Below are 18846 nucleotides of genomic sequence, written 5' to 3' on the forward strand. Positions count from 1 at the left end.
CAGAGATACTGGATGTGACTCTGGTGCGGGGTGACTCAAAATTACACTGACTCCTTTCGAGGTTGTCTTTGAGTGGATCTGTCCGCCGCACCAGAGCCGCTAATGCCGCTTGATCGGGGCGACATGACTTGATAGGAGCCTGGCCAACAGTCTCACCTCTGTGCTGTCTGCCCTCCCGACCCAACGGTGATTTCCCTTCAACGACGAAACGGGAGTACCGAAGTCATGACAGTTGCAATTCTTGAACCGCCACAAATCACCATCGCGGCCGAGTCACCACGAATCATCTTCGCCGGGGTTGATACCCACAAAGACACGCACTACGTCGCCATCGTTGACGACCATGGACAACCGATCGCCGACCGGGAATTCTTGGCAGTCGGGAGCGGCTATCGGAAAATCATCGAGTTCCTCCACGCCTACGGCATCGTGGATGCTGTTGGCGTTGAAGGCACCGGCTCTTACGGTGCGGAACTTGCCCGCGTGTTGGCCAATGCCGGAATGCGCGTTCTCGAGGTCAATCGCGCCAACCGTGCCGAGCGTCGACTGCGCGGCAAATCCGATCCCCTCGACGCCCACCAAGCGGCGATGTCGGTTCTGGCCGGGCGCGGGTTATCAACCCCGAAACAACGCGATGGTGACGTCGAGTCGATGCGGGTCTTACTTGCCGAACGCTGCTCTGCCACCAAGGCGCGCACGGCTAGTATCAATCAAATCCATGCCTTGTTGGTGAGCGCGCCCGAGGTCATCCGGCAGGATTTTCGCCGATACGACGGTAATAAACTCACGGTTGCGCTCGCGCGCACACGACCCGCACCGGGCACCACGCCGGAGCTGATCGTGCGGGCATCAGCGAAACGCCTCGCGCAACGCCATCAGGTACTGACGGCGGATATTGCTCTTATCGACAGTCAACTCGGCCAACTCGCCAGCCGGCAGAATCCGGCTCTCATGGCCGCAAGCGGTGTGGGCCCGTTTGTTGCCGCGCACCTGCTCACCACTGCCGGCGACAACCCAGATCGCATCTCCACCAAGGCCCAGTTCGCTGCCCTCTGCGGCGTTGCACCTATTCCGGCATCTTCGGGAAAGCGGCAGCGTTTTCGTCTCTCGCGCGGTGGTGACCGGCAAGCTAACGCTGCCCTGCACCGTATTGTCCTGCTCCGCAAACGCCACAAGGAACCTCGGACTATGGCCTACATCGCCCGACGCACCGCTGAAGGCCTTTCCGACCGCGACATCGTCCGTTGCCTCAAACGCCACGTCGCCAACGAAATATTTGCATTGCTCACCCAAAAAATCCCGCTGTCCCTCTGCCCGGTGGACCACGGCTACGGCAACGCCGCCAGACGCTCGGCATCGTCCTTACCGACGCGGCCAAACAGCTCAACGTTCCCTACCAGCGCTTACGTCGACTCGAGATAGGACAACGCGCCGACACCGACCTGGAAACCAGCTTCAGCGCCTGGCTCGACGACCAATCCCGGCAATCGAAACCCACCCCAAAGGCCGCTTGACATCAATAGGAGCATCCACTAAAGAGGTTATCGCTGTCACGTCCCGTTGATACTGTGTGGCGTCTGCCTGCATGCGCGCCCAAAACAACTGCAAAAGATCCGGCCCGCGACGACGAAGCCGTTGCTCTTGTACAGAGCGCGGGCTCGTACGTTTTCGCCCTCGACACTCAATCAAGCTCAGCCTGGGAGGCCACGATCGGCTGAGGCCCGTATGGTGCGCTCCAGCAGAACGCAGCCCACGCCCTGGCCTCGATGAGTGCTCGGTACGCCCATGCCTAGTTCGGGAATACCCTCGTCAACGAATCCATATCCGGCATCTTCGGCGGTCATGAACCTCACCCACGCCGCACCGACCAGATTGCCCCCTGCCTCGTGTGCCAGGAAACCGAAATCTGAGCTTTATTTCCAATCGGAGAGGGAATGCCACAGGTCGGGCCTGTTCATGATCGATTGCAGAGTCGCAGGTTGCTGTTGCCCGAGACCNTCCCGAAAACGCAACTCGACGGAAAAGTCTTAAACGCGAAAAAATCGACCAATTAGACCGCATCAGTACGGCTGCCCTGACTGCGGCGCATAATTAGGCGAAGAAGATGTGAAGTCTGACGCGGGACTGAAAAAACTCACCAGCTTATATCCCGCCCCCCGTCCTTCCCGGAACGCTTCCGTTTATCCCAGTCGCGACACGACCGCCTTGATCAGCGGCCAGACGCGTTCCACAGACTTGTAGCTGACCCTCTCGGCGGAGGAATGCAGAGCTTGAAGCTCGGTGCCGATCGAGATGATATCGGCGACCGGCACCCGCCTGCTGAACATACCGAGCTCAAGAGAGCACTGCGACACCTCTACGTTGGGCTCCTTGCCGAGCACGTCACGGTAAGCCTCGGATGCCGTCGCCAAAAGTTGAGATTGCGGACGATACGGAAACTCTGGAGCGTCGAGGCCGTAGAGCTCGCACACGGCACCGCCGCCTGCGAGCGCTACGAGCGCCTGTACGCGTTCGATCAGCTCGTGCTTCCGCGAGGTGAGGGCCGACGTGACCGTCGACATCACACGTGCACCCTCAGGAGTCAGCCGAACCGTTCCGACGTTGTTCGACGTCTCGACGCGACCGGGGACGTGCAGATTCCAGCTGATCACCCCCTGGGGAATAAGACGCACAATGGACATCAGCCGGAGACCGGCGGCGCGCGAAAACGCAACATCCGGACGCTCCGCAGTCTTGAGCTCGACCCGAATCGCGGGGTCAGAAATCTGGTACTCACTCTTGAGTTCTACGTCAAGCTCAGCGATGAGAACCGCAATCGAATTCGTGTCCCTGTCGTTGAAGACGATAACAGCGGATGCATCGGCCGGGATAGCGCTATTTTGAGCGCCTCCGAAAGGGGCGGCAATGCGCAGGTCGTACGCGCCCGCCAGCTTGTGGATCGCGCGGGCCAGGACCTGCAGGGCGTTCGCCCGCTCGAACTGAATGTCGAATTCGCAGTGACCGCCATTGAGCCCGCGTACCTCGAGCGAGCGCGCACTGCTCAAGTCAACAGGCACTGGCTCAAACTCACCTGGGACATCAACGGTAAACGTCATGTCCCCACTGCACCCCGCGAGGATCTCCTCGTCCGTGATCCAGTTAAAATCGATCATCCGGCGCCCGGCGAGTTGCCCGACGTCAAACTGTCCGGCCCCCACCTTGCCCTTTTCCTCCATAGCGGTGAGGACTGCCTCCAGCGGTGGATGAGGAATATCCTTCGATTCCAGCAGCGCGAGAATGTAGGACACTCCGATTCCGTTGTCCGCCCCCAGAGACGTTCCCGCCGCCGAGATGTAGTCGCCGTCGACGATGAGGCTCAGCGGTTGGTTCACGAAGTCGAACTCGACACCTTCGGCTTTTTCGCAGACCATATCCAGATGGCCGTGCAGGATCAGCGGCGCTGCGTTCTCAAGGCCACCCTGACCGAGCTTGCGCACGAGGACACAGTGCAGGTCATCCTTCGTCGCCTCAAGTCCACACGAGCGCGCGAAATCTACAACCCAGTTGGCGATCTGCTCCTCATTACCCGAGCCTCGCGGGATGCTGGTGAGTACTTCGAAGAATCGGAACACCTCGCGGGGCTCGAGGTGTTTGAGCACGCCAGAGTTGGTCGCTTCCATGATGTTCGCAGCAGACATGTATGTTCCCTCTCGTTTGTTACTTGACAATGCTTGACTTGTTGCGCGACATGGTGAGGGCAACCACCGCGATGATGACCGCACCGTAGACCAAGCTCTGCGCCTGGGCCTCGATGCCGACTGCGGTCGTCGCGATGGGAACAAGGGCAACGGTCAGCGCTCCGAAGATCACCGTGAGCGGATTAACTACACCTCCGGAGATCGACGTTCCTCCAATCAGAGCTGCGGCAATGGCGGGAAGTAGCAGATCGCTGCCCAGGCCTGTGGGTGACGCGGACCCTGCCTGCGCGATGATCGCGATGCCAGCGAGTCCGGCGGCAAACCCGGAGAGCGCGAAGGCGAGCACCTTGAGCGAGCGCGTTCGCACCGCAGAGAAGATCGCGGCAGACTCGTTCTTTCCGATTGCCGTCATCCCTCGGCCGATGCGGGTGTACCGCAGAAGCGCCCAGAGAGCGACCGCAAGCAAGACGCCCATCCAGAACGTCATCGGCACATTGGCGATTCCGCTTTCGTACAACGAGCGAACGCTCTCCCCGTTGCTGGCCACGTAGACGGTCGTCCGGTTGCTGGCCACGAGCGCGGCTGCTTGGAAAATTCCCAGCGTGCCCAGTGTCAGCGCGAAGGACGGTACCTGTGCGTATGCCAGGATCAAACCGTTCACGGCTCCAAAAGCGGTGGTGGCAAGGAGCACGATCAGCGGAGACAGTCCGGCTACTGGCCCGAGCGTCAGCGCGAGAAGGATTGCTCCCAGCAGCCCAATCGCGGCATTCGACAGGTCGATCGACCCAACGTTGAGCACCATCGCCTGCCCGAGTGCCAGCAACAGGATAGGGGCCGACGACGACGCGATAATCGCGAGTCCTCCGCTCCCGATGAATGCTGGCGTGAGGATCGCAACGACGAGGAGGATCACAAGGAAGATGACGATCGGGCCAATCGCATGCCAGCCTCCGATGCGCTTCACGGCCTGCAACCGTCTGCGGGTAGGCACGGCGATCTTCGTTGTCTCGTTGTCAGTCTTGGTCATCACAGCATCCTTTCGAGCAGGTCCAGAGTGGCGGGATTATCGTGCCCAAGGTCGTAGACGCCTGAGATCCGTCCGTCTCGCATCACCACGATGTCGTCGGCAATATCTAGCGCCTCTTCGATCGTGTCGGGAATGAGGATGACCGCGGTTCCGTCATCGCATACCGATCGGATCTGCGCTTTGACTGTCTCGCCCGCGCCCGGGTCGAGGCCTCGGAGCGGGTGGTCAAGCACGAGCGCCTTCAGCTGCGAAGAGTTCAACCACTTGGCGAGGACGACCTTCTGCTGGTTGCCGCCAGAAAAGTCCTGCAGCATGTGCTCTGGCTCTCGAGGCCGGATGTCCAGCTTCTCAAACCACATACGTGCCAAAGCCAGCCTGCGTCGGGGAAGCTCGAACGGCCCGATGACGGCGGAACCTGGATGCGTGAGTGCGATGTTTTGATCGGCCGGCATTTCCCCGACCATTCCCTCCGTCTTGCGCTCCGCGGGAACATATCCCACGCCAAGGGCGACGGCCTTCTTGATGGACAAGTGGCGCCCGGAGTAACCCGCGATCGAGATGGATCCGGAATCGAAGCTTTCTGCCCCGAAGATCGCTCGCGCTACAGACTCACGGCCGGAGCCGCTGGTACCCAGAATGGCCAGGATGCGGCCCGGGTAGGCGTTGATCGACACGTCCGCATAGGCGCCTGCCTTGGTGATGTCGTGAATCGAGATGACCGGGCTGCTCGCCGGCTCAATACTTCGCCGACTTTGAACAGCAGCGTGCGTCTCCCGACCGACCATGAGTCGAAATAGTTCATCTTCGGTCACGTCATCGACTCGCCGGTCGGCAATCAACTCGCCATCGCGCATGACTACGACGCGATCGCAGATACGCATGACCTCGTCGAGTCGGTGCGAGACGAAGATTACCGAACCAATGTTGCGAAGCTTGGAAATTTCCCTCTCTAGAATTTCGGTCTCCGTCCTCTCCAGAATCGCGGTCGGTTCGTCGAGGATTACGAGAGGAGTCGTGTCGCTGGAGGCACTGACCCGGATCGCCCGTGCGATCTCCACCATCTGGCGGTCAACGAACGACAGGTCACTCACTCGCGTCCTCGGATTCAAGTGCGATCCGATGAGGTCGAGTGCCTTGGCCGCGTCCGCGTAGAGGCGTCGCCAGTTGTATAGCCCCAACCGGTTGATCCCGCCACGGCCGATTGGAGTATTGACTTCGATGTTTTCGGCGACGGTGAGGTTTGTGAACAGTGATTGCTCCTGGTGTACGACACCGATCCCCGCCCGCAAGGCATCGGCTGGTCCACGAAACTGGACTTCTCGTCCGTTTACGGCGATTGTTCCTTCATCGTGCCGATAGTTGCCCGAAAGGATTTTCAATAGCGTGGACTTGCCAGCGCCGTTCTCTCCAATAAGTCCGATAACCTCACCGGATCGGATGCTGAGGGACACACCGCGAACGGCATGATTCGATCCAAAGCTTTTGGAGACGGCGTCCAGGTGAAGCACTGCGGGAGTTGTGGTCATGTCGATCACTTTGCTACCCGTAATCTGTCGCGCTGCGACCACGCTGCGAACACGATTGCTGCGACCAGGATCACTCCCGTGACCGCCGACTGATAACTCGACTCGACACCGGAGAGGATGAGTCCGTTGTTGAGGATTGTCAGCAGGAACACGCCCAGCACTGTGCGCAAAATTCCACCTTTTCCGCCGCCGAGGTGCGTACCTCCGATGACAACAGCAGGGATGACGATGAAGAGCACACCAGAACCGACAGTGGGCGAACCGATGTCGAGTTGGACAGTGGCAAGGATTCCGCCGAGGCCACTGAGCACAGCGGCAATGGCGAAGACGGCGACCTTGACGCGGAAAGCGGGAAGGCCCGCCGAGCGCACGATCGTCTCGCTGTTTCCAATGGCGAGAGTTACCCGGCCGATCCGGGTACTGCGTAGAACAAGTATGCCGAGGCCAATAACGAGCAGCGCCACCCAGAACGAGTTAGGCAGCCCTAAAGTAATGCGCGAAGTCCAGCCGCTGAGCGCCTCGTCCTCGAGGCGAGGGAGAAGGTCGGTCCCGTAGAGCATTGTGGCGATTCCGAGCCCGATATACCACATTCCCAGCGTGACGATAAATGATGGGACCTTCAGCGCGGTGAAAATGAGGCCGCTGGCGACACCCAGCACGAGGGCCACGCCGAGCGCGATGACCCAAGCCCATGGTCCCAGGTCCGCTCCTCCGCGCGAATTGGCGCTAAGGAGGATCCAAGTCATTCCGGTCGCCCCCATGACCCCCTCCACGGACAGGTCGATGGATCCGAGAAGGATGACCAGAGTCGCCCCCACGGCAACGATCAAGGGGATAGCCGACTGGGTGAGCACGTTCTGAAGGTTGGACGCCGTCAGAAAGCGCTCGTTAAACAGGGAAAAGACACCGATAAGGACGACCAGCGCCGCGAGTAGACTCAACGGTTCGGCTAGACCCCGGAACCGGGCGCGCCGCTCGATGCCAGATTCGCGGATCCTGATTGCGGTGGTGTTCATGCCGCCCGCGACCTGTTCCGCTAAAACTTTGTGAACCATGAGAATTCTCCTCGCAGATACCGATCACATAATGGTTATGCGCCTGTTCCCGGCCCCCGTCTGATCGACGAGGGCCGGGAACAGGCTGGCCGTAATGCTACGGCGTGGGCAGAACCTCGGGTCCACCGCCGCCGACAAGGGTCGCCGGCTCGGTGTCCCACGGGCCGTTTGCGATGAGATCGTCAACGAAATTATCTGCAGCATCAGCACCGTCGTACTGAAGGTAGTCGCCAAGAGTGTCGGGCGTTACGCACTTGATGTCAAAGAAGCTCGTGCGCTTGTCCTTGGGTAGTTCGGACGGGACGATCTCTCCGGTCGCGGCAAGGTAGGCCGTGTACAGACCGATGGCGGAGGCCATGTAGCCGCGGTGGAAGGTTTCCCCGACAATGGCGTTGTTGCCGTAGCCCTCCTTCATCATTTTCACCGTGTCGGGGTAAAGGCCGTCGGAGGCGAACTTGACCTTGTCCAGCAAACCCGCATCCTCGAAGGCCTGGATCGCGCCGAGCTGCATGCCGTCATCGGCGCTCCAGACGCCATTGATCTGATCTCCGTACTTCGCGATCAGGTCCTTTGAATTCTGGTTAGCAAGCTGCGGATCCCAGTTCGAAGCCTGCTTCTCGAGAATTTTGATGTCAGGGTAGTTCTCACGCATCTCAGCCTCGAAGCCGGCGACACGCGTCGCACTGGTCGTGCTGTCCTCAACGCCGGGGAACATGATTACGTTGCCCTTACCTCCCAGCGAGTCGCCGATTGCCTTAGCGTTGCAGCGGCCTGAATCCACACCAGCGTGCTTCTGGAAGGCCACAAAGTTGTCGCCCGAGTCCCAGGGCTCGAAGTTGTCCGGTTTGTTCCACCAGATCGATACGAAGCCACCGGCACGCTTCACGGCGTCGACGATCGTCGGAGTGTCCGAGCTCGCTACGGTGTTGACGAACATCACGACCTTCTTGCCCTGCGCCAAGATCGCCTGGATCTTTGAGATTTCAGTCTGCGACGACCCCTGTGAATCGATGATCTCGAGCGGAATGTCAAGTTTTTTGGAGAGAGCCTTAGCCCCCTCAATGTTGGCGATGAAGTAAGGGTTGGTGGTGTTGATCACGGATGCAACGAGGACCAGGTCCTCCTTGGCAATCGGCCCAGAGGAAGCCGTGTCGGCTCCACCTGCGGTCGACGTGCACCCGGCGAGTGCGAGCGCAGCAACAGCCGCGAAGGCGGCGAGGCGGATCACGCCGCGTTTGTTTCTGAGAGACATCTTTGACTCCTTTGTCGTGGGTAAGGCCTAGATTCAGGTGTTGTGCATTTTTATTCAACAAATCAATAATGATTCATTGCGATACTAAGGGTCGTTTCGCGTGCACGCAAGAGAATTTTGACAGACAGCCCACACGTGACCGTTTCGTTACGATGTGGCGCCCGAAGATCCTGCGTCAGCGCAGAGTTCGGAAGAAATCACGGACGTCCGCCACGTAGATATCGGGTTCTTCAAGAGGAGCGAAGTGACCACCGCTGCTATGGACCCGGTACTGCTGCAGGTTAAAGTACTTCTCCGTCCAGGTTTTCGGCGGCTTGTAAATCTCGCCCGGGTATATCGAAACCGCGGTCGGTACTCCCACGACCGGAAACCGATTATGACTCGGCGTCCACGGGTTCGCCCGGCATTCCCAGTAGTACCGGGAGGAGGTCCCGCCCGTTCCCGTGAGAAAGTACACCGCGGCGGTCGTAATCAAGTCTTCCTTTGGCCAAACACGCTCGAATAATTCTGTGCCGCTGCCACGCTCTGCGAGGCCCCAGAAGTACCGCTTCTCGGTGATCCATGCCAGCTGGGCTGCAGGTGAGTCGGCGACGAGCGCCGCGAGCGTCTGTGGCTTCGTCAGCTGAAGCTCCCCGTAGCCGCTCTCATTCTCGACGAACAACTTGCCCCGATCGAACCAGCCGGATTCGTCATCGGAGTATTCGCTTGCCGCTGGCAATCCCAAAGCAGAGTCGTACGCCACGCCCTCGGGCTGATCTGGATGATCTGCGAGATAATGCGACATCTGCGCTGGAAAGTGCGTATAGACACCGATGACGTCGGATTCGTACTTGTGTCCGTGCTGTTGTGCGATCAACGCTCCCCAATCCCCCCCCGCGGTGGCGTAGCGGTCGTATCCAAGAATCTGCTTCATCAGGACGTTCTCGAGATCGGCGGTCTTCCAGAAATTCCATCCCGTCTCCGTTAGCGGGGAGGAAAACCCATAGCCGGGCAGGGAGATTAGAACCACGTCAAACGAATCAGACTCCAAGCCGCCGAACTTCACCGGGTCCGTAAGAGGCCCTATGATCTTGCGCACGTCCCAGAAAGTCCAGGGCCAGCCATGGTGGAGAAGCAGCGGCTTCGGGTTTGGCCCCTTGCCGCGTACATGGATGAAGTGCAGCGGGACACCCATCACGTTGACCTTGAAGTGCGGGAGTTCATTCATCTGGCGCTCTACTGCGCGCCAGTCGTACTCATTGATCCAGTAGTCGATGAGGGTGCGATGGTACTCGGTATTGTAGCCATAGCGCCAGTCTTCGTTCCCAAAGTCTTGAGGGAATCGTGTTCGTTTCAGCCTCTGGATCATGTCGTCAAGATCTGCGTCGGGGATGCGGATCTCGTACGGACGAACATCAAACGAATTCGACAACTTAGAACCTCCTAGTTCTGCGTCGCACCAGCAAAGTATGTTTTTATTCAATAACTGCGTGTATATTCATTTTATATCCCAACCGGGATATATCTGTCAACGAATAGTGCTCGGTACGAAAAATCAGCGTGTTGCGCCGTCTGGTGGAATCGGTTGACATCTCAGCCGATGACGCCGATCGAGGCGCGAACTGTTGGAAGGTTTTTTGAACAAACACAACTTGAACGGGGATGCCCGCGGAAGCGCCCATCAGCGATGTCGCTGACGGTGCCCAGTTCCAATCGCGTTCGCGTTTCATGTGTGTTGCACACTCTGACTGGAAAACACTACGTCCGTCCGGCACTCGTTTGAAGGCTTCTTGATTTGCAGTCGGGCGAATGTCTGCGGACTGGGTCCAAATTCATTGTTCGGTTTTGCCGAAGCACTACATCGCTGCAGATGAAGTCATCGTGAGAAAGAGAAGTGAACCATGGGCACTGCCCTCGACAAGTATGCGGACATGAAGCCGAACTGGGACTACCCGGTGATTATCGAGTCTCACATCAATGGGATCCGTACGAAAGAAATGAACCCCAACACCCCAATTTCCTATGACGAGATTGCGGAAGAAGCGATTCGGTGCTGGGAAGCCGGAGCCGGTGCGATCCATGCCCACAACACCAGTTTCGACCTCATGGGCGAAGACGCCTTCAAGGACTACATGCGCACCTGGGACAAGGTGCTGCACAAGCACCCCAACATCACCTGGTACCCCACGACCTGTAACAACCTGCGCCTCAAAGGGGACGAGAACGGTCTCCAACACATTCCTTTCCTGGTCGAGAAGGCGAACGTTCGGATTGCCTGTGTCGACACTGGGCTGACGCTGTTCGCTACAGAAGCGGATGCCGAGGGATACCTCGCGGGCCCAGAATTCGGGTTCAACTACGAACGCGTTGGCAGCCAAATCAGGATGTTGCGTGAGCAAGGCACCCCCATGGTCTTCGGCGTCTACGAACCCGGGCACCTTCGCCACGCCATGCACTACGTCAACAAAGGGCTCTCCACGCCGGGCTCCATGTGGGATTTTTACCTCATCGGGGACTACGGTCTCACTGCTACAGATCCCATCGGAACGAACGGCATGAAACCGAGTCTTGAGAGCCTGTACTACTACCTATGGATGATCGAAGAAGCGAAAGTCAAACATCCCTGGTACATCTCGATCTGGGGTCAGGGAGCACTCGACGACACCTCGATCCTCCGCAGGGCAATCGAGCTCGGAGGCCACATCAAAACCGGACTGGAATTGTTCTATGATCCGGCTCGAAATCCGACGAACTTAGAGCTGCTTCAGCAGGCCCAGGAAATCGCGCGAGAAGTCGGCCGGCCCATAGCGACCCCGGACGAGGCGAGGGCCCTGTACAACATTTAATGATGCGCAACTGACGGAAATACTTCGCGGAGTCCTCTGCGCTCAAAAGCAAGCGGTCTTACGTACCCGCATCGTCAATTTGAGTTAAATGCGGGAACGCCCATTCGGCGTGTCGTTGTTGGAGCCCGCTCACGAGCTCGCGCACGATTTCGTCGAGTGTTCCTTGCGCCCCCTCGCCACGCACGCTCCCCAAACTCGCTGGCGACCACTCAAGCTTCATTGCACCGTAGACAGCGTCCACGACTGGCCGCAGGCGCTCGGGTGTTTCCAGCACGATGCAAGCGGTCAAAAGTCTGGCCCGCCGCATGGCCCGTTGAGCGATTCCAACGACCTTCACCTGCCCACGCGCGTTGACGCTGTGGTCACCCGCGCAGTATTCCCCCACGACTGGACCTACTCGAGCGTCCAGGCCGAGGTCACCCAGTACATCCCGGAAACAACCAGCTCCAGCCTCAAAGGCCGCTATGTGATTATTGTAGAACTCCAAGGGCGCCATGAGATCGATAATCAGGCACGTCTGGTCGTACGCCACTGCTCGTCCTCCCGCGAGGCGGATCACTGGGTCAAAGCCGAAGCTACGAGCGGCCGCCGAGGCTTCGGCGAATTCAGGCATCAGGCTCTCACGTCGGCTGAATGCCACGGTAGGAAGTGGGCGATAGGCCCTGATTCGAGCGTGCGCGTTGACGTCCAGTTGCATCTCGCGCAGCGCGCGCAAGGATTCATCGATGTCTTCTTGCGCTGTGCTGCCGATCCGGCCCAGAGATAACTTCGGCATGCGAGCGGGCACCGGCTGATTCGCCTCGGTCATGACGCGCAAGACTCAAATTCTGAATTCAGAAACAGGGAATCGCTCGATTGTCTAGTCAGCTGGCGGATGTGCATGAGCACCACGAGGTACGTTCCACCAAGACCGACTTGGAGGAGCTGGTGTGGGATATATGATCCGACGAGGTCATATATGGCGATACGATCTTGACCCGGCGCTATCTCTCTCATCGCGGTGCGGTTGTGATCGTGGCCCTGGGCGAGGACGATCGTGTCCTCCTGATTCGGCAGTATCGCCATCCCATACGGGCATGTGAATGGGAGCTGCCAGCTGGCATTCTCGATGCTGCTAACGGAGACTCTACAGCGGCCGCCCGGAGAGAATTGTTGGAAGAAACTGGACTTGCCGCCACGAGTTGGGAACTGCTGCTGGATTTCTTCCCCACGCCAGGCGGCAGCAACGAAGCAATCCGAGTCTTTCTTGCATGAAAACTGTCGGCAGAAGTGTCCGATTTTCTTCCTACTGCGGAGGAAGTGAATATCAAACTGCGCTGGGTGCCACTCGAAGATGTTGTCACGTCGATTCTTGACCGAAAAACGCAGAACGGAACCCTTGCCGGCGCAATCTTGGCTGCCTTCGCGGCCAAAACGCGAGGCTGGACGAACGCGACAAGTGCGAACACGCCGTGGGATCGCCATCCGTCGGCCTCCTTGCCCGGTGAATTAGATTAATCTAAGTATTGAGCCTAGATCGATATGTATATTCTTGCAAGCGGCGAATCTTGATACACTTGCGTTACTTATTGATAGGAGGGGTCGTGGCTGCTGATTTGGAACTGCGCCGATTCATGACAAAAGTGGCGCGCATGTACTACACGCACGGCATTCGTCAGATCGAGATCGCGTCAAGCTTGGGCATATCGCAGGCGCGCGTCTCCCGGCTTCTTCAAGCAGCCGAGCAAGCGAAGATTGTCCGAACGATTGTCGTCATCCCGGAGGGTCTACACGCGGAGATCGAAGAGGATCTTCAGGCTCGCTATGGGTTGTCCCAAGTTCACGTCGTGGAGGCGCTGGATCCGAGCGATGAGGCCGGCATCAACCGCGACCTCGGTGAGGCCGCCGCGCTCATCCTTGGGGCAATGCAACTGTCGGGGAAAACTATTGGTTTTACTTCGTGGAGCCGGTCCCTGCGTTCGCTCGTGGCTGCCCTCGAACCGTCGAAGAAAAGGTCCGACGCCACTCGCATCGTTGAGATGCTTGGGGACGTCGGCCCGCCACAGCTGCAGCATGATTCCACCCAATCCACCCAGCGATTTGCCGACCTCGTCGGAGGAACGCCCCTATTCATCCGCGCTCCCGGGGTTCTGTCTTCTGCGGAAGTGCGTGACGCGATGATGAACTACGACGTGCACACTCGCGAAGCGATCGCGGCGCTGGACGAGCTGAACGTGGCCCTTGTCGGTATCGGCACCTGCAATATCGATGCGCCTCTTGAACCGGGCGGTAACTTTTTCACGGTAGAACAGTTCGAAATGGTCAAGTCACTTGGCGCCGTCGGACAGATCAACCTGAGATTCATCGACGCGGAGGGAATCCCGATCGAGAGCGAGCTCGATTCCCTGGTGATCGGCGTAACCTTGGCACAGTTGCCCGCTCATGGCGGACGATTTGCCGTCGCTGGCGGAAGGTCAAAATACGAGGCTGTGCGCGCGGCCCTGCGCGGTCATTGGATCGACACCCTTGTCACGGATATGGAAACGGCAGAGCGACTACTGCGAGAGTGATGCCAAGTGAGCGGCGGCCCGCACTGCGAGCCCCCGCCGACATTGCATGCACGTTGTTATACCGGAGCTTCCAGTTTAGATTTCAACGCAGAAAGAAACTCGGCCGCAATCGCTCCATCCAGGGCACGATGATCCGATGTCAGGGTTAATTCGGCGATGGGCCGCCAACCCCCACCATTTTCAGTCCAGACATTTCGGCGGATCGTGGCTCCAACCGCCAGGATCGCAGCCTGGGGCGCATTAACGATGGCATCGAAGCGGGTCACGCCGAGCATGCCGAGATTCGAAATCGTGAAGGTCCCTCCAGTAATGTCGTCGCGCCCCAACCCGCCGGAACGCGCACGACCGACGATGTCGCGCCTGCGCTCAGCGATCTCGTCAAGATCCAATTGATCGGCGTTATGAATAATCGGTACTGTCAGACCCTTCTCTGTGGCGACCGCTATTCCGACGTGAGCTCGTTGGAAAGATACGACCGCTTCTCCGTCGACGTGAACATTTACCGCCGGCACAACGGTCAGAGCATGGGCGGTTGCGAGAACAAGCACGTCAGTCACGGTCGCCCCCGGCACGACGACCTTGGCACGCGATGCCTCCGTCATGTCGACCTCCACCGTGAGGTGGAACACGGGCGCTTCCCACGCCGTGACCATGCGCCGTGCCGCGGTTCGACGTATGCCCTTCAATTCGGTTCTCTGGCCTTCGTCGAGATCGAGTGGTTGCGTCATCACGCCCGCGCTTCGGTCAAAACGGCGGTCGTCGAGACACCGGCACACCCGTACTCGCGCATCTTTGCGATCGTCGCCTCGATCATCTGGCGCTTTCCTTCAGACATGGCGTCTTCGAGCTGGCGGTCACCCTGGGCCCAGGTCTCTTCAATACCGCGGCGAAAGGCATGGCGGAGATCGGTATCGGCGTTCAGCTTGTGCACACCAGCCGCGATCGCGGCTCTGATATCCGACGCCGGCACTCCCGAAGCACCGTGCAGAACGAGGGGAACGCCCGTGACATCGCGAATGCGCTGGATTCGTTCGATGTCCAGGGGCAGAGGATCACCGGATGTGATGCCGTGCATCACACCTGCCGAGATCGCCAGGAAATCGACACCGGTTTCTGCCACGAATCTTTCGGCTTCGTCGACGTTGGTGTAGTGCGCTGACCAGTCAATCCCGTTGGATGCATCGGGGATACTGCCCAGTTCTGCTTCCACCGGGACGCCGAATGAATGCGCTACCTGAACGACGTAACGCGTAGTTTTCAAATTTTCTTCGAACGGTAAGTGGGAGCCATCGAACATGATCGAGTCAAATCCGAGGCGCAAGGCTTCGAAGACCTCCTCGTACGTACCGTGGTCGAGGTGAATGACCGCATCCGCTTTTGAACCATCGAGTTCACGACGAGTCATGCGGTAGGCCGCCTCGAGGCCCATATGAGGAACGATCGCCCGCCCAACCTGCAGGAAAACTGGTGATTGAGCGCGATTTGACGCTTCGATCAGCGCTTGCGCGGTCTCGGAGTTGTGCATATTGAAACCACCGACTGCATAGCCCCCTGCTCGGGCTCGGGCAACGTAGTTTTCGGCTGTCTTCGTGGTCATGATGATCCTCTCGGTTGGTTCAGTTTTTCGACCAACACGTCAGTGTTCGGCCAGTATCGGGACGGAATCTGAGACCCTCCCTTTAGTCGGGTGAGGCGGTGCCGGCTGCATCATGCGCGCGGATCGTACGGCGGCCTGCCAACCGCCGTAAAGCTGGTCGCGTCGGTCTCTACTCATGCGGGGCTCGAATACTCGCTCCGCGCGCCACGTTTCGCGCACAAGATCTTGCGCGTTCCACAGACCCACCTCTGCTCCGGCAATATAGGCAACTCCGAGAGCGGTGCGCTCGAGGCCCTCCGGCCGAACGACCGGCAGGCCGAGAATGTCTGCTTGGAACTGGCACAGAAAGTTATTGCAGACCGCTTTTCCATCTACCTTGAGCGATGTCACGTTCATGCCGCCGGCGCGCAGGGCATCAAGGTTGTCGCGCGTTTGATAGGCCATAGCTTCCAGCGCCGCGCGAACAATTTGGTCGATGCCTGTGTCAAGAGTCAACCCAAAAATCGATGCACGGACGTTCTTGTCCCAGTATGGGTCGCAGAGACCGGCGAAAGCGGGAACAAAATAGACGCCCTGAGTGTCCGTGACACGTTCTGCGATTCGCTCCATCTCCGCAACGGATCCGACTGCCCGCATCTTGTCTCGCAACCAATGAAGCGTCTGCCCACTGTGGAATACCACCCCTTCGACCTCATAGGAAGTGAGCCCGGGAATGTTCATCGCCACACTGGTAGTCATTCCGGTCAGGAGCAGTGGGCTACGGCCAACATTTGCGACGAGCACGCCAGCGGTTCCAAACGTGTTCTTGACTGATCCCTCGTCGAAACATCCCTGCCCAAAGAGCCCAGCTTGTTGATCAGCGATGATCGCATGGATGGGTATGTAATGGCCGACGCCGCCGGGCAAAATGCTGGGGTCAAGGAAGCCGAAGTGCGAATTGGAAGCGCGAACCTCGGGGAGTAGCTCCCGCGGGATTCCGTATACGTCGCAGAGCCTCTCGTCCCACACGAGATCGTCAATGTTGAGCAATGCCGTCCGCGACGCCGATGTCGCATCGGTGACGTGCTCTCGACCGCCAGTGAGGTTCCAGACAAGCCAGGTGTCGACTGTTCCGGCAGCGTAGGCGCCCGTGCCTGCCAGCGCTTTGAGTCCTTGGACATTTTCGAGGAACCAGGCCAGTTTTGGCGCTGAAAAAAACGAGTCGTTTCGCAGGCCGGTACGCGTTCGGATCTCCGCGTCGAGCCCCATGTCTGACCAGCGCTGCACGATCTCATCGGTCTGATGAGAAGACCACATGATCGCGTTGTGTACGGGGATGGAATTGGATCGGTTCCAGATCAGACAGGTCTCCCGGTGAGTTGTCACCCCGACCGTTGCGATATCGCGCGCCGTCAGCCCCGACCGATCCATTACCTCGTCGATTGCTGCCCGCATCGCAGTCCACAGCTGGGCCGGGTCAAGCTCGACCCAGCCGTGGTTGGGAAAAAGGGGCGTGAGCGAATTTGATGCCTCGGCGACGATCCGCCCGTCCGTATCGACGAGTACCGCCCTCGCGCTGCTCGATCCTTCGTCGAGCGCGAGAACATAGCGGCCTGTCATAGGTCTGCCCGGCCGCTCTGGAGACCGACGTCGTCGACGGTCAACTCGCTTTCCCGTGCATCGGATGTCGCACGACCCGGAATTTGCGCTGTGGGTCGGCCGGGGACTGCTAGGTGGCCGAGCCACTCGACGTAGCCGTCGATCTCATTCTGGATACGGTCTTCAGCCCAGCCGTTGTTTGCCGCCATGATCTCCGCGATCCGTTCGGCGCCCTGAATACCGTGATCCGGTTCAAACGCCAGTAAAAGACGTCGGGCCATAACGTCCGTGAGAGTTCGGGCAAATTCTTCATTGATGGCGAAGACCACTTCAGCGGCCAGAGCCCCTGACTTCTCGTCGACGATCTCAGCAAGACTGGCATCGTTACTCACGAGAGCCACTATGTTCGCTGCCCGTACTCCGTACAGAGCGAGGAGGCGCTTCGCCACTGACGTTGGCAGAGCACCGTTCGCAATGAACGCCTTCGAGAATGCATCGTAGTTTGCGACTCGCGCACCAGGAAGGGGACTGGTCAGAGTAATTGTTTTGATCTTCTTGGCCCCAAGGCTGCGAAGCGCCAAGTCGACGGCGTCCTCAGAGAGCTGTCGGAACGTCGTGAGCTTGCCGCCGATAACAGAGAAGAGGCCTTCGACACCGTCTTCAGCGTGGTCGTGGATGATGTGACTGCGCGGAATCTTCCATTCGGGCACACCCGGTGCGTACGGCAATGGTCGCACTCCGCTGTACGTGTAAAGAACATCGTCGGTGCTGAGTTTCGCACCTGGCACGAGAGTGTTGACCTCGTTGAGTAGGTAGTCAATCTCCGATTGTTCCGCGCGAGCCGAGTCCGGTTCCTCGTTGTAGAGGTTGTCGGTGCACCCGATGAGATATCTCTTCATCCACGGTATGACGAGGACCAGACGGCCATCCGCCTGCGACTCGTAGTACACGACGTCGCGAGGCGCCCCGGGGAACGGGGCTACTACAATATGGCTGCCTTTGGAGCCGCCGATGAATCGGGGTGAATTGACTCCCCCAAAGCCAGCCAGCAAGCGGTCGACCCACGGGCCTGCGGCGTTCATGACCACGCGTCCGTGCACGGAATGACGTTCTCCCGTGATGGAATCGGTGTACTCGACGCCGGTCACATGAGAGTCGGACTTCAGCAGCCCATCGACTCGGGAGTGGGTGACGATGTCGGCCCCGTCACTCTTTGCTGCTACCGCGAGTTCGACACAAAGGCGCTCAGCGTATTCAACCTGTCCGTCGATAAAAACTGCGGAACCTGTGAGTCCGGCCGGCTCCATCCCGGTGAAGCGGGACAGCACCGCGCGCTTCGTCAGAATGCTGTGATTGGGTTGCTTCTTGTCCCACGAGAGTACGTCGTAGGCGATCATGCCGAGGCGAATCAACCACGACGGCCGCTTGTTGCGGGCGTAGAAGGGCATGAGAAGCGGTACAGGCTTCACGAGGTGCGGTGCGAGCGTGAAGAGACGCTCGCGCTCTTTCAGGGATTCGCGAACCAGGGCGAAGTCCTTATGCTCCAGGTATCGGAGACCACCATGAATGAGTCGCCCCGACCACGCGGACACACCGCTGCAAATGTCTTCCTGATCGATGACAATGGTTCGCAAGCCTCGCGCAGCAGCGTCGCGCGCTATGCCGAGTCCATTAATTCCGGCACCCACGACGACGAGGTCATAGGGTGCGCGGGTGTCCCCGGCGTTCACTAAAGATGCGCTCATGGCTCCTCCTGCTTC

Annotated in this window: 17 protein-coding genes; 5 read left to right on the forward strand and 12 right to left on the reverse strand. The window is 59.0% G+C overall.

Features of this window, described 5'->3' with window-relative positions; translation table 11 throughout:
* Nucleotides 1-225: 225 nt before the first annotated feature.
* On the forward strand, nucleotides 226-1422 hold the full coding sequence (locus CXY71_RS05025) for an IS110 family transposase (RefSeq protein WP_233204418.1): 1197 nt from the start codon (nucleotides 226-228) through the stop codon (nucleotides 1420-1422).
* Nucleotides 1423-1691: 269 nt separating this feature from the next.
* Here CXY71_RS05025 and CXY71_RS20965 read toward each other — a convergent pair whose 3' ends face one another.
* From CXY71_RS20965 to CXY71_RS05060, 7 genes are all read right to left on the reverse strand, one after another.
* Nucleotides 1692-1895 carry a hypothetical protein gene (locus CXY71_RS20965; protein ID WP_368665858.1) on the reverse strand — a complete coding sequence of 68 codons (204 nt, stop codon included), beginning with the start codon at nucleotides 1893-1895 and terminating at the stop codon, nucleotides 1692-1694.
* 285 nt (nucleotides 1896-2180) lie between these two features.
* Nucleotides 2181-3677, reverse strand: a complete 1497-nt coding sequence (gene pepD / locus CXY71_RS05035; protein WP_104134585.1) for a beta-Ala-His dipeptidase — start codon at nucleotides 3675-3677, stop codon at nucleotides 2181-2183.
* A gap of 19 nt (nucleotides 3678-3696) precedes the next feature.
* Nucleotides 3697-4704 (reverse strand): ABC transporter permease, encoded by a 1008-nt coding sequence (locus CXY71_RS05040; protein WP_104134586.1) that lies wholly within the window; start codon nucleotides 4702-4704, stop codon nucleotides 3697-3699.
* Entirely contained in the window at nucleotides 4704-6230 is a 1527-nt protein-coding gene (locus tag CXY71_RS05045; protein WP_146071693.1) for a sugar ABC transporter ATP-binding protein, read from the reverse strand. The genes CXY71_RS05040 and CXY71_RS05045 overlap by 1 nt, the downstream gene beginning before the upstream one ends.
* Before the next feature lie 5 nt (nucleotides 6231-6235).
* Nucleotides 6236-7285: an ABC transporter permease gene (locus CXY71_RS05050; RefSeq protein ID WP_104134588.1), complete on the reverse strand. Its 1050-nt coding sequence runs from the start codon at nucleotides 7283-7285 to the stop codon at nucleotides 6236-6238.
* Nucleotides 7286-7382: 97 nt separating this feature from the next.
* Nucleotides 7383-8537, reverse strand: coding sequence for a sugar ABC transporter substrate-binding protein (locus tag CXY71_RS05055; RefSeq protein WP_104134589.1), 1155 nt, complete (start codon nucleotides 8535-8537; stop codon nucleotides 7383-7385).
* A gap of 175 nt (nucleotides 8538-8712) precedes the next feature.
* Nucleotides 8713-9948: an epoxide hydrolase family protein gene (locus CXY71_RS05060; RefSeq protein WP_104134590.1), complete on the reverse strand. Its 1236-nt coding sequence runs from the start codon at nucleotides 9946-9948 to the stop codon at nucleotides 8713-8715.
* Nucleotides 9949-10417: 469 nt separating this feature from the next.
* On the opposite strand from CXY71_RS05060, the gene CXY71_RS05065 reads away from it, so the two are divergent.
* Nucleotides 10418-11362: a 3-keto-5-aminohexanoate cleavage protein gene (locus tag CXY71_RS05065; RefSeq protein WP_104134591.1), complete on the forward strand. Its 945-nt coding sequence runs from the start codon at nucleotides 10418-10420 to the stop codon at nucleotides 11360-11362.
* 58 nt (nucleotides 11363-11420) lie between these two features.
* Here CXY71_RS05065 and CXY71_RS05070 read toward each other — a convergent pair whose 3' ends face one another.
* Entirely contained in the window at nucleotides 11421-12179 is a 759-nt protein-coding gene (locus tag CXY71_RS05070; RefSeq protein WP_146072748.1) for a lipoate--protein ligase family protein, read from the reverse strand.
* Nucleotides 12180-12334: 155 nt separating this feature from the next.
* On the opposite strand from CXY71_RS05070, the gene CXY71_RS21825 reads away from it, so the two are divergent.
* The 3 genes from CXY71_RS21825 (at nucleotide 12335) to CXY71_RS05080 (ending at nucleotide 13911) form a co-directional block, all read left to right on the forward strand.
* Nucleotides 12335-12616 carry an NUDIX domain-containing protein gene (locus tag CXY71_RS21825; RefSeq protein ID WP_255411372.1) on the forward strand — a complete coding sequence of 94 codons (282 nt, stop codon included), beginning with the start codon at nucleotides 12335-12337 and terminating at the stop codon, nucleotides 12614-12616.
* A 15-nt stretch (nucleotides 12617-12631) separates the two neighbouring features.
* A complete protein-coding gene (locus tag CXY71_RS21830) occupies nucleotides 12632-12859 on the forward strand; it encodes a hypothetical protein (RefSeq protein WP_233198219.1) in 228 nt (75 codons plus the stop codon).
* A gap of 98 nt (nucleotides 12860-12957) precedes the next feature.
* Nucleotides 12958-13911, forward strand: a complete 954-nt coding sequence (locus CXY71_RS05080) for a sugar-binding transcriptional regulator (RefSeq protein WP_146072749.1) — start codon at nucleotides 12958-12960, stop codon at nucleotides 13909-13911.
* 56 nt (nucleotides 13912-13967) lie between these two features.
* Here the strand turns inward: CXY71_RS05080 and CXY71_RS05085 are convergent, their stop codons facing one another.
* The 4 genes from CXY71_RS05085 to glpD are packed head-to-tail and all read right to left on the reverse strand — an operon-like array spanning nucleotide 13968 to nucleotide 18831.
* Nucleotides 13968-14639: a 2-oxo acid dehydrogenase subunit E2 gene (locus tag CXY71_RS05085; protein ID WP_104134594.1), complete on the reverse strand. Its 672-nt coding sequence runs from the start codon at nucleotides 14637-14639 to the stop codon at nucleotides 13968-13970.
* Nucleotides 14639-15508 carry a class II fructose-bisphosphate aldolase gene (locus tag CXY71_RS05090; RefSeq protein WP_104134595.1) on the reverse strand — a complete coding sequence of 290 codons (870 nt, stop codon included), beginning with the start codon at nucleotides 15506-15508 and terminating at the stop codon, nucleotides 14639-14641. Before CXY71_RS05090 ends, CXY71_RS05085 begins: the two co-directional genes overlap by 1 nt.
* Before the next feature lie 39 nt (nucleotides 15509-15547).
* Nucleotides 15548-17107, reverse strand: coding sequence for a glycerol kinase GlpK (locus CXY71_RS05095; RefSeq protein WP_104134596.1), 1560 nt, complete (start codon nucleotides 17105-17107; stop codon nucleotides 15548-15550).
* Nucleotides 17104-18831 carry a glycerol-3-phosphate dehydrogenase gene (glpD, locus tag CXY71_RS05100; RefSeq protein ID WP_104134597.1) on the reverse strand — a complete coding sequence of 576 codons (1728 nt, stop codon included), beginning with the start codon at nucleotides 18829-18831 and terminating at the stop codon, nucleotides 17104-17106. The genes CXY71_RS05095 and glpD overlap by 4 nt, the downstream gene beginning before the upstream one ends.
* Between the last annotated feature and the right edge of the window lie 15 nt (nucleotides 18832-18846).

Source organism: Cryobacterium sp. Y62 (genome assembly GCF_002929785.1).
Classification (GTDB): domain Bacteria; phylum Actinomycetota; class Actinomycetes; order Actinomycetales; family Microbacteriaceae; genus Cryobacterium.

Bases quoted from the DNA above. Each gene is read 5' to 3' on its own strand.
- CXY71_RS05025 (WP_233204418.1), top strand. From the start codon at position 226: ATGACAGTTGCAATTCTTGAACCGCCACAAATCACCATCGCGGCCGAG.
- pepD (WP_104134585.1), bottom strand. From the start codon at position 3,677: ATGTCTGCTGCGAACATCATGGAAGCGACCAACTCTGGCGTGCTCAAA.
- CXY71_RS05040 (WP_104134586.1), bottom strand. From the start codon at position 4,704: ATGACCAAGACTGACAACGAGACAACGAAGATCGCCGTGCCTACCCGC.
- CXY71_RS05045 (WP_146071693.1), bottom strand. From the start codon at position 6,230: ATGACCACAACTCCCGCAGTGCTTCACCTGGACGCCGTCTCCAAAAGC.
- CXY71_RS05050 (WP_104134588.1), bottom strand. From the start codon at position 7,285: ATGGTTCACAAAGTTTTAGCGGAACAGGTCGCGGGCGGCATGAACACC.
- CXY71_RS05055 (WP_104134589.1), bottom strand. From the start codon at position 8,537: ATGTCTCTCAGAAACAAACGCGGCGTGATCCGCCTCGCCGCCTTCGCG.
- CXY71_RS05065 (WP_104134591.1), top strand. From the start codon at position 10,418: ATGGGCACTGCCCTCGACAAGTATGCGGACATGAAGCCGAACTGGGAC.
- CXY71_RS05085 (WP_104134594.1), bottom strand. From the start codon at position 14,639: ATGACGCAACCACTCGATCTCGACGAAGGCCAGAGAACCGAATTGAAG.
- CXY71_RS05090 (WP_104134595.1), bottom strand. From the start codon at position 15,508: ATGACCACGAAGACAGCCGAAAACTACGTTGCCCGAGCCCGAGCAGGG.
- CXY71_RS05095 (WP_104134596.1), bottom strand. From the start codon at position 17,107: ATGACAGGCCGCTATGTTCTCGCGCTCGACGAAGGATCGAGCAGCGCG.
- glpD (WP_104134597.1), bottom strand. From the start codon at position 18,831: ATGAGCGCATCTTTAGTGAACGCCGGGGACACCCGCGCACCCTATGAC.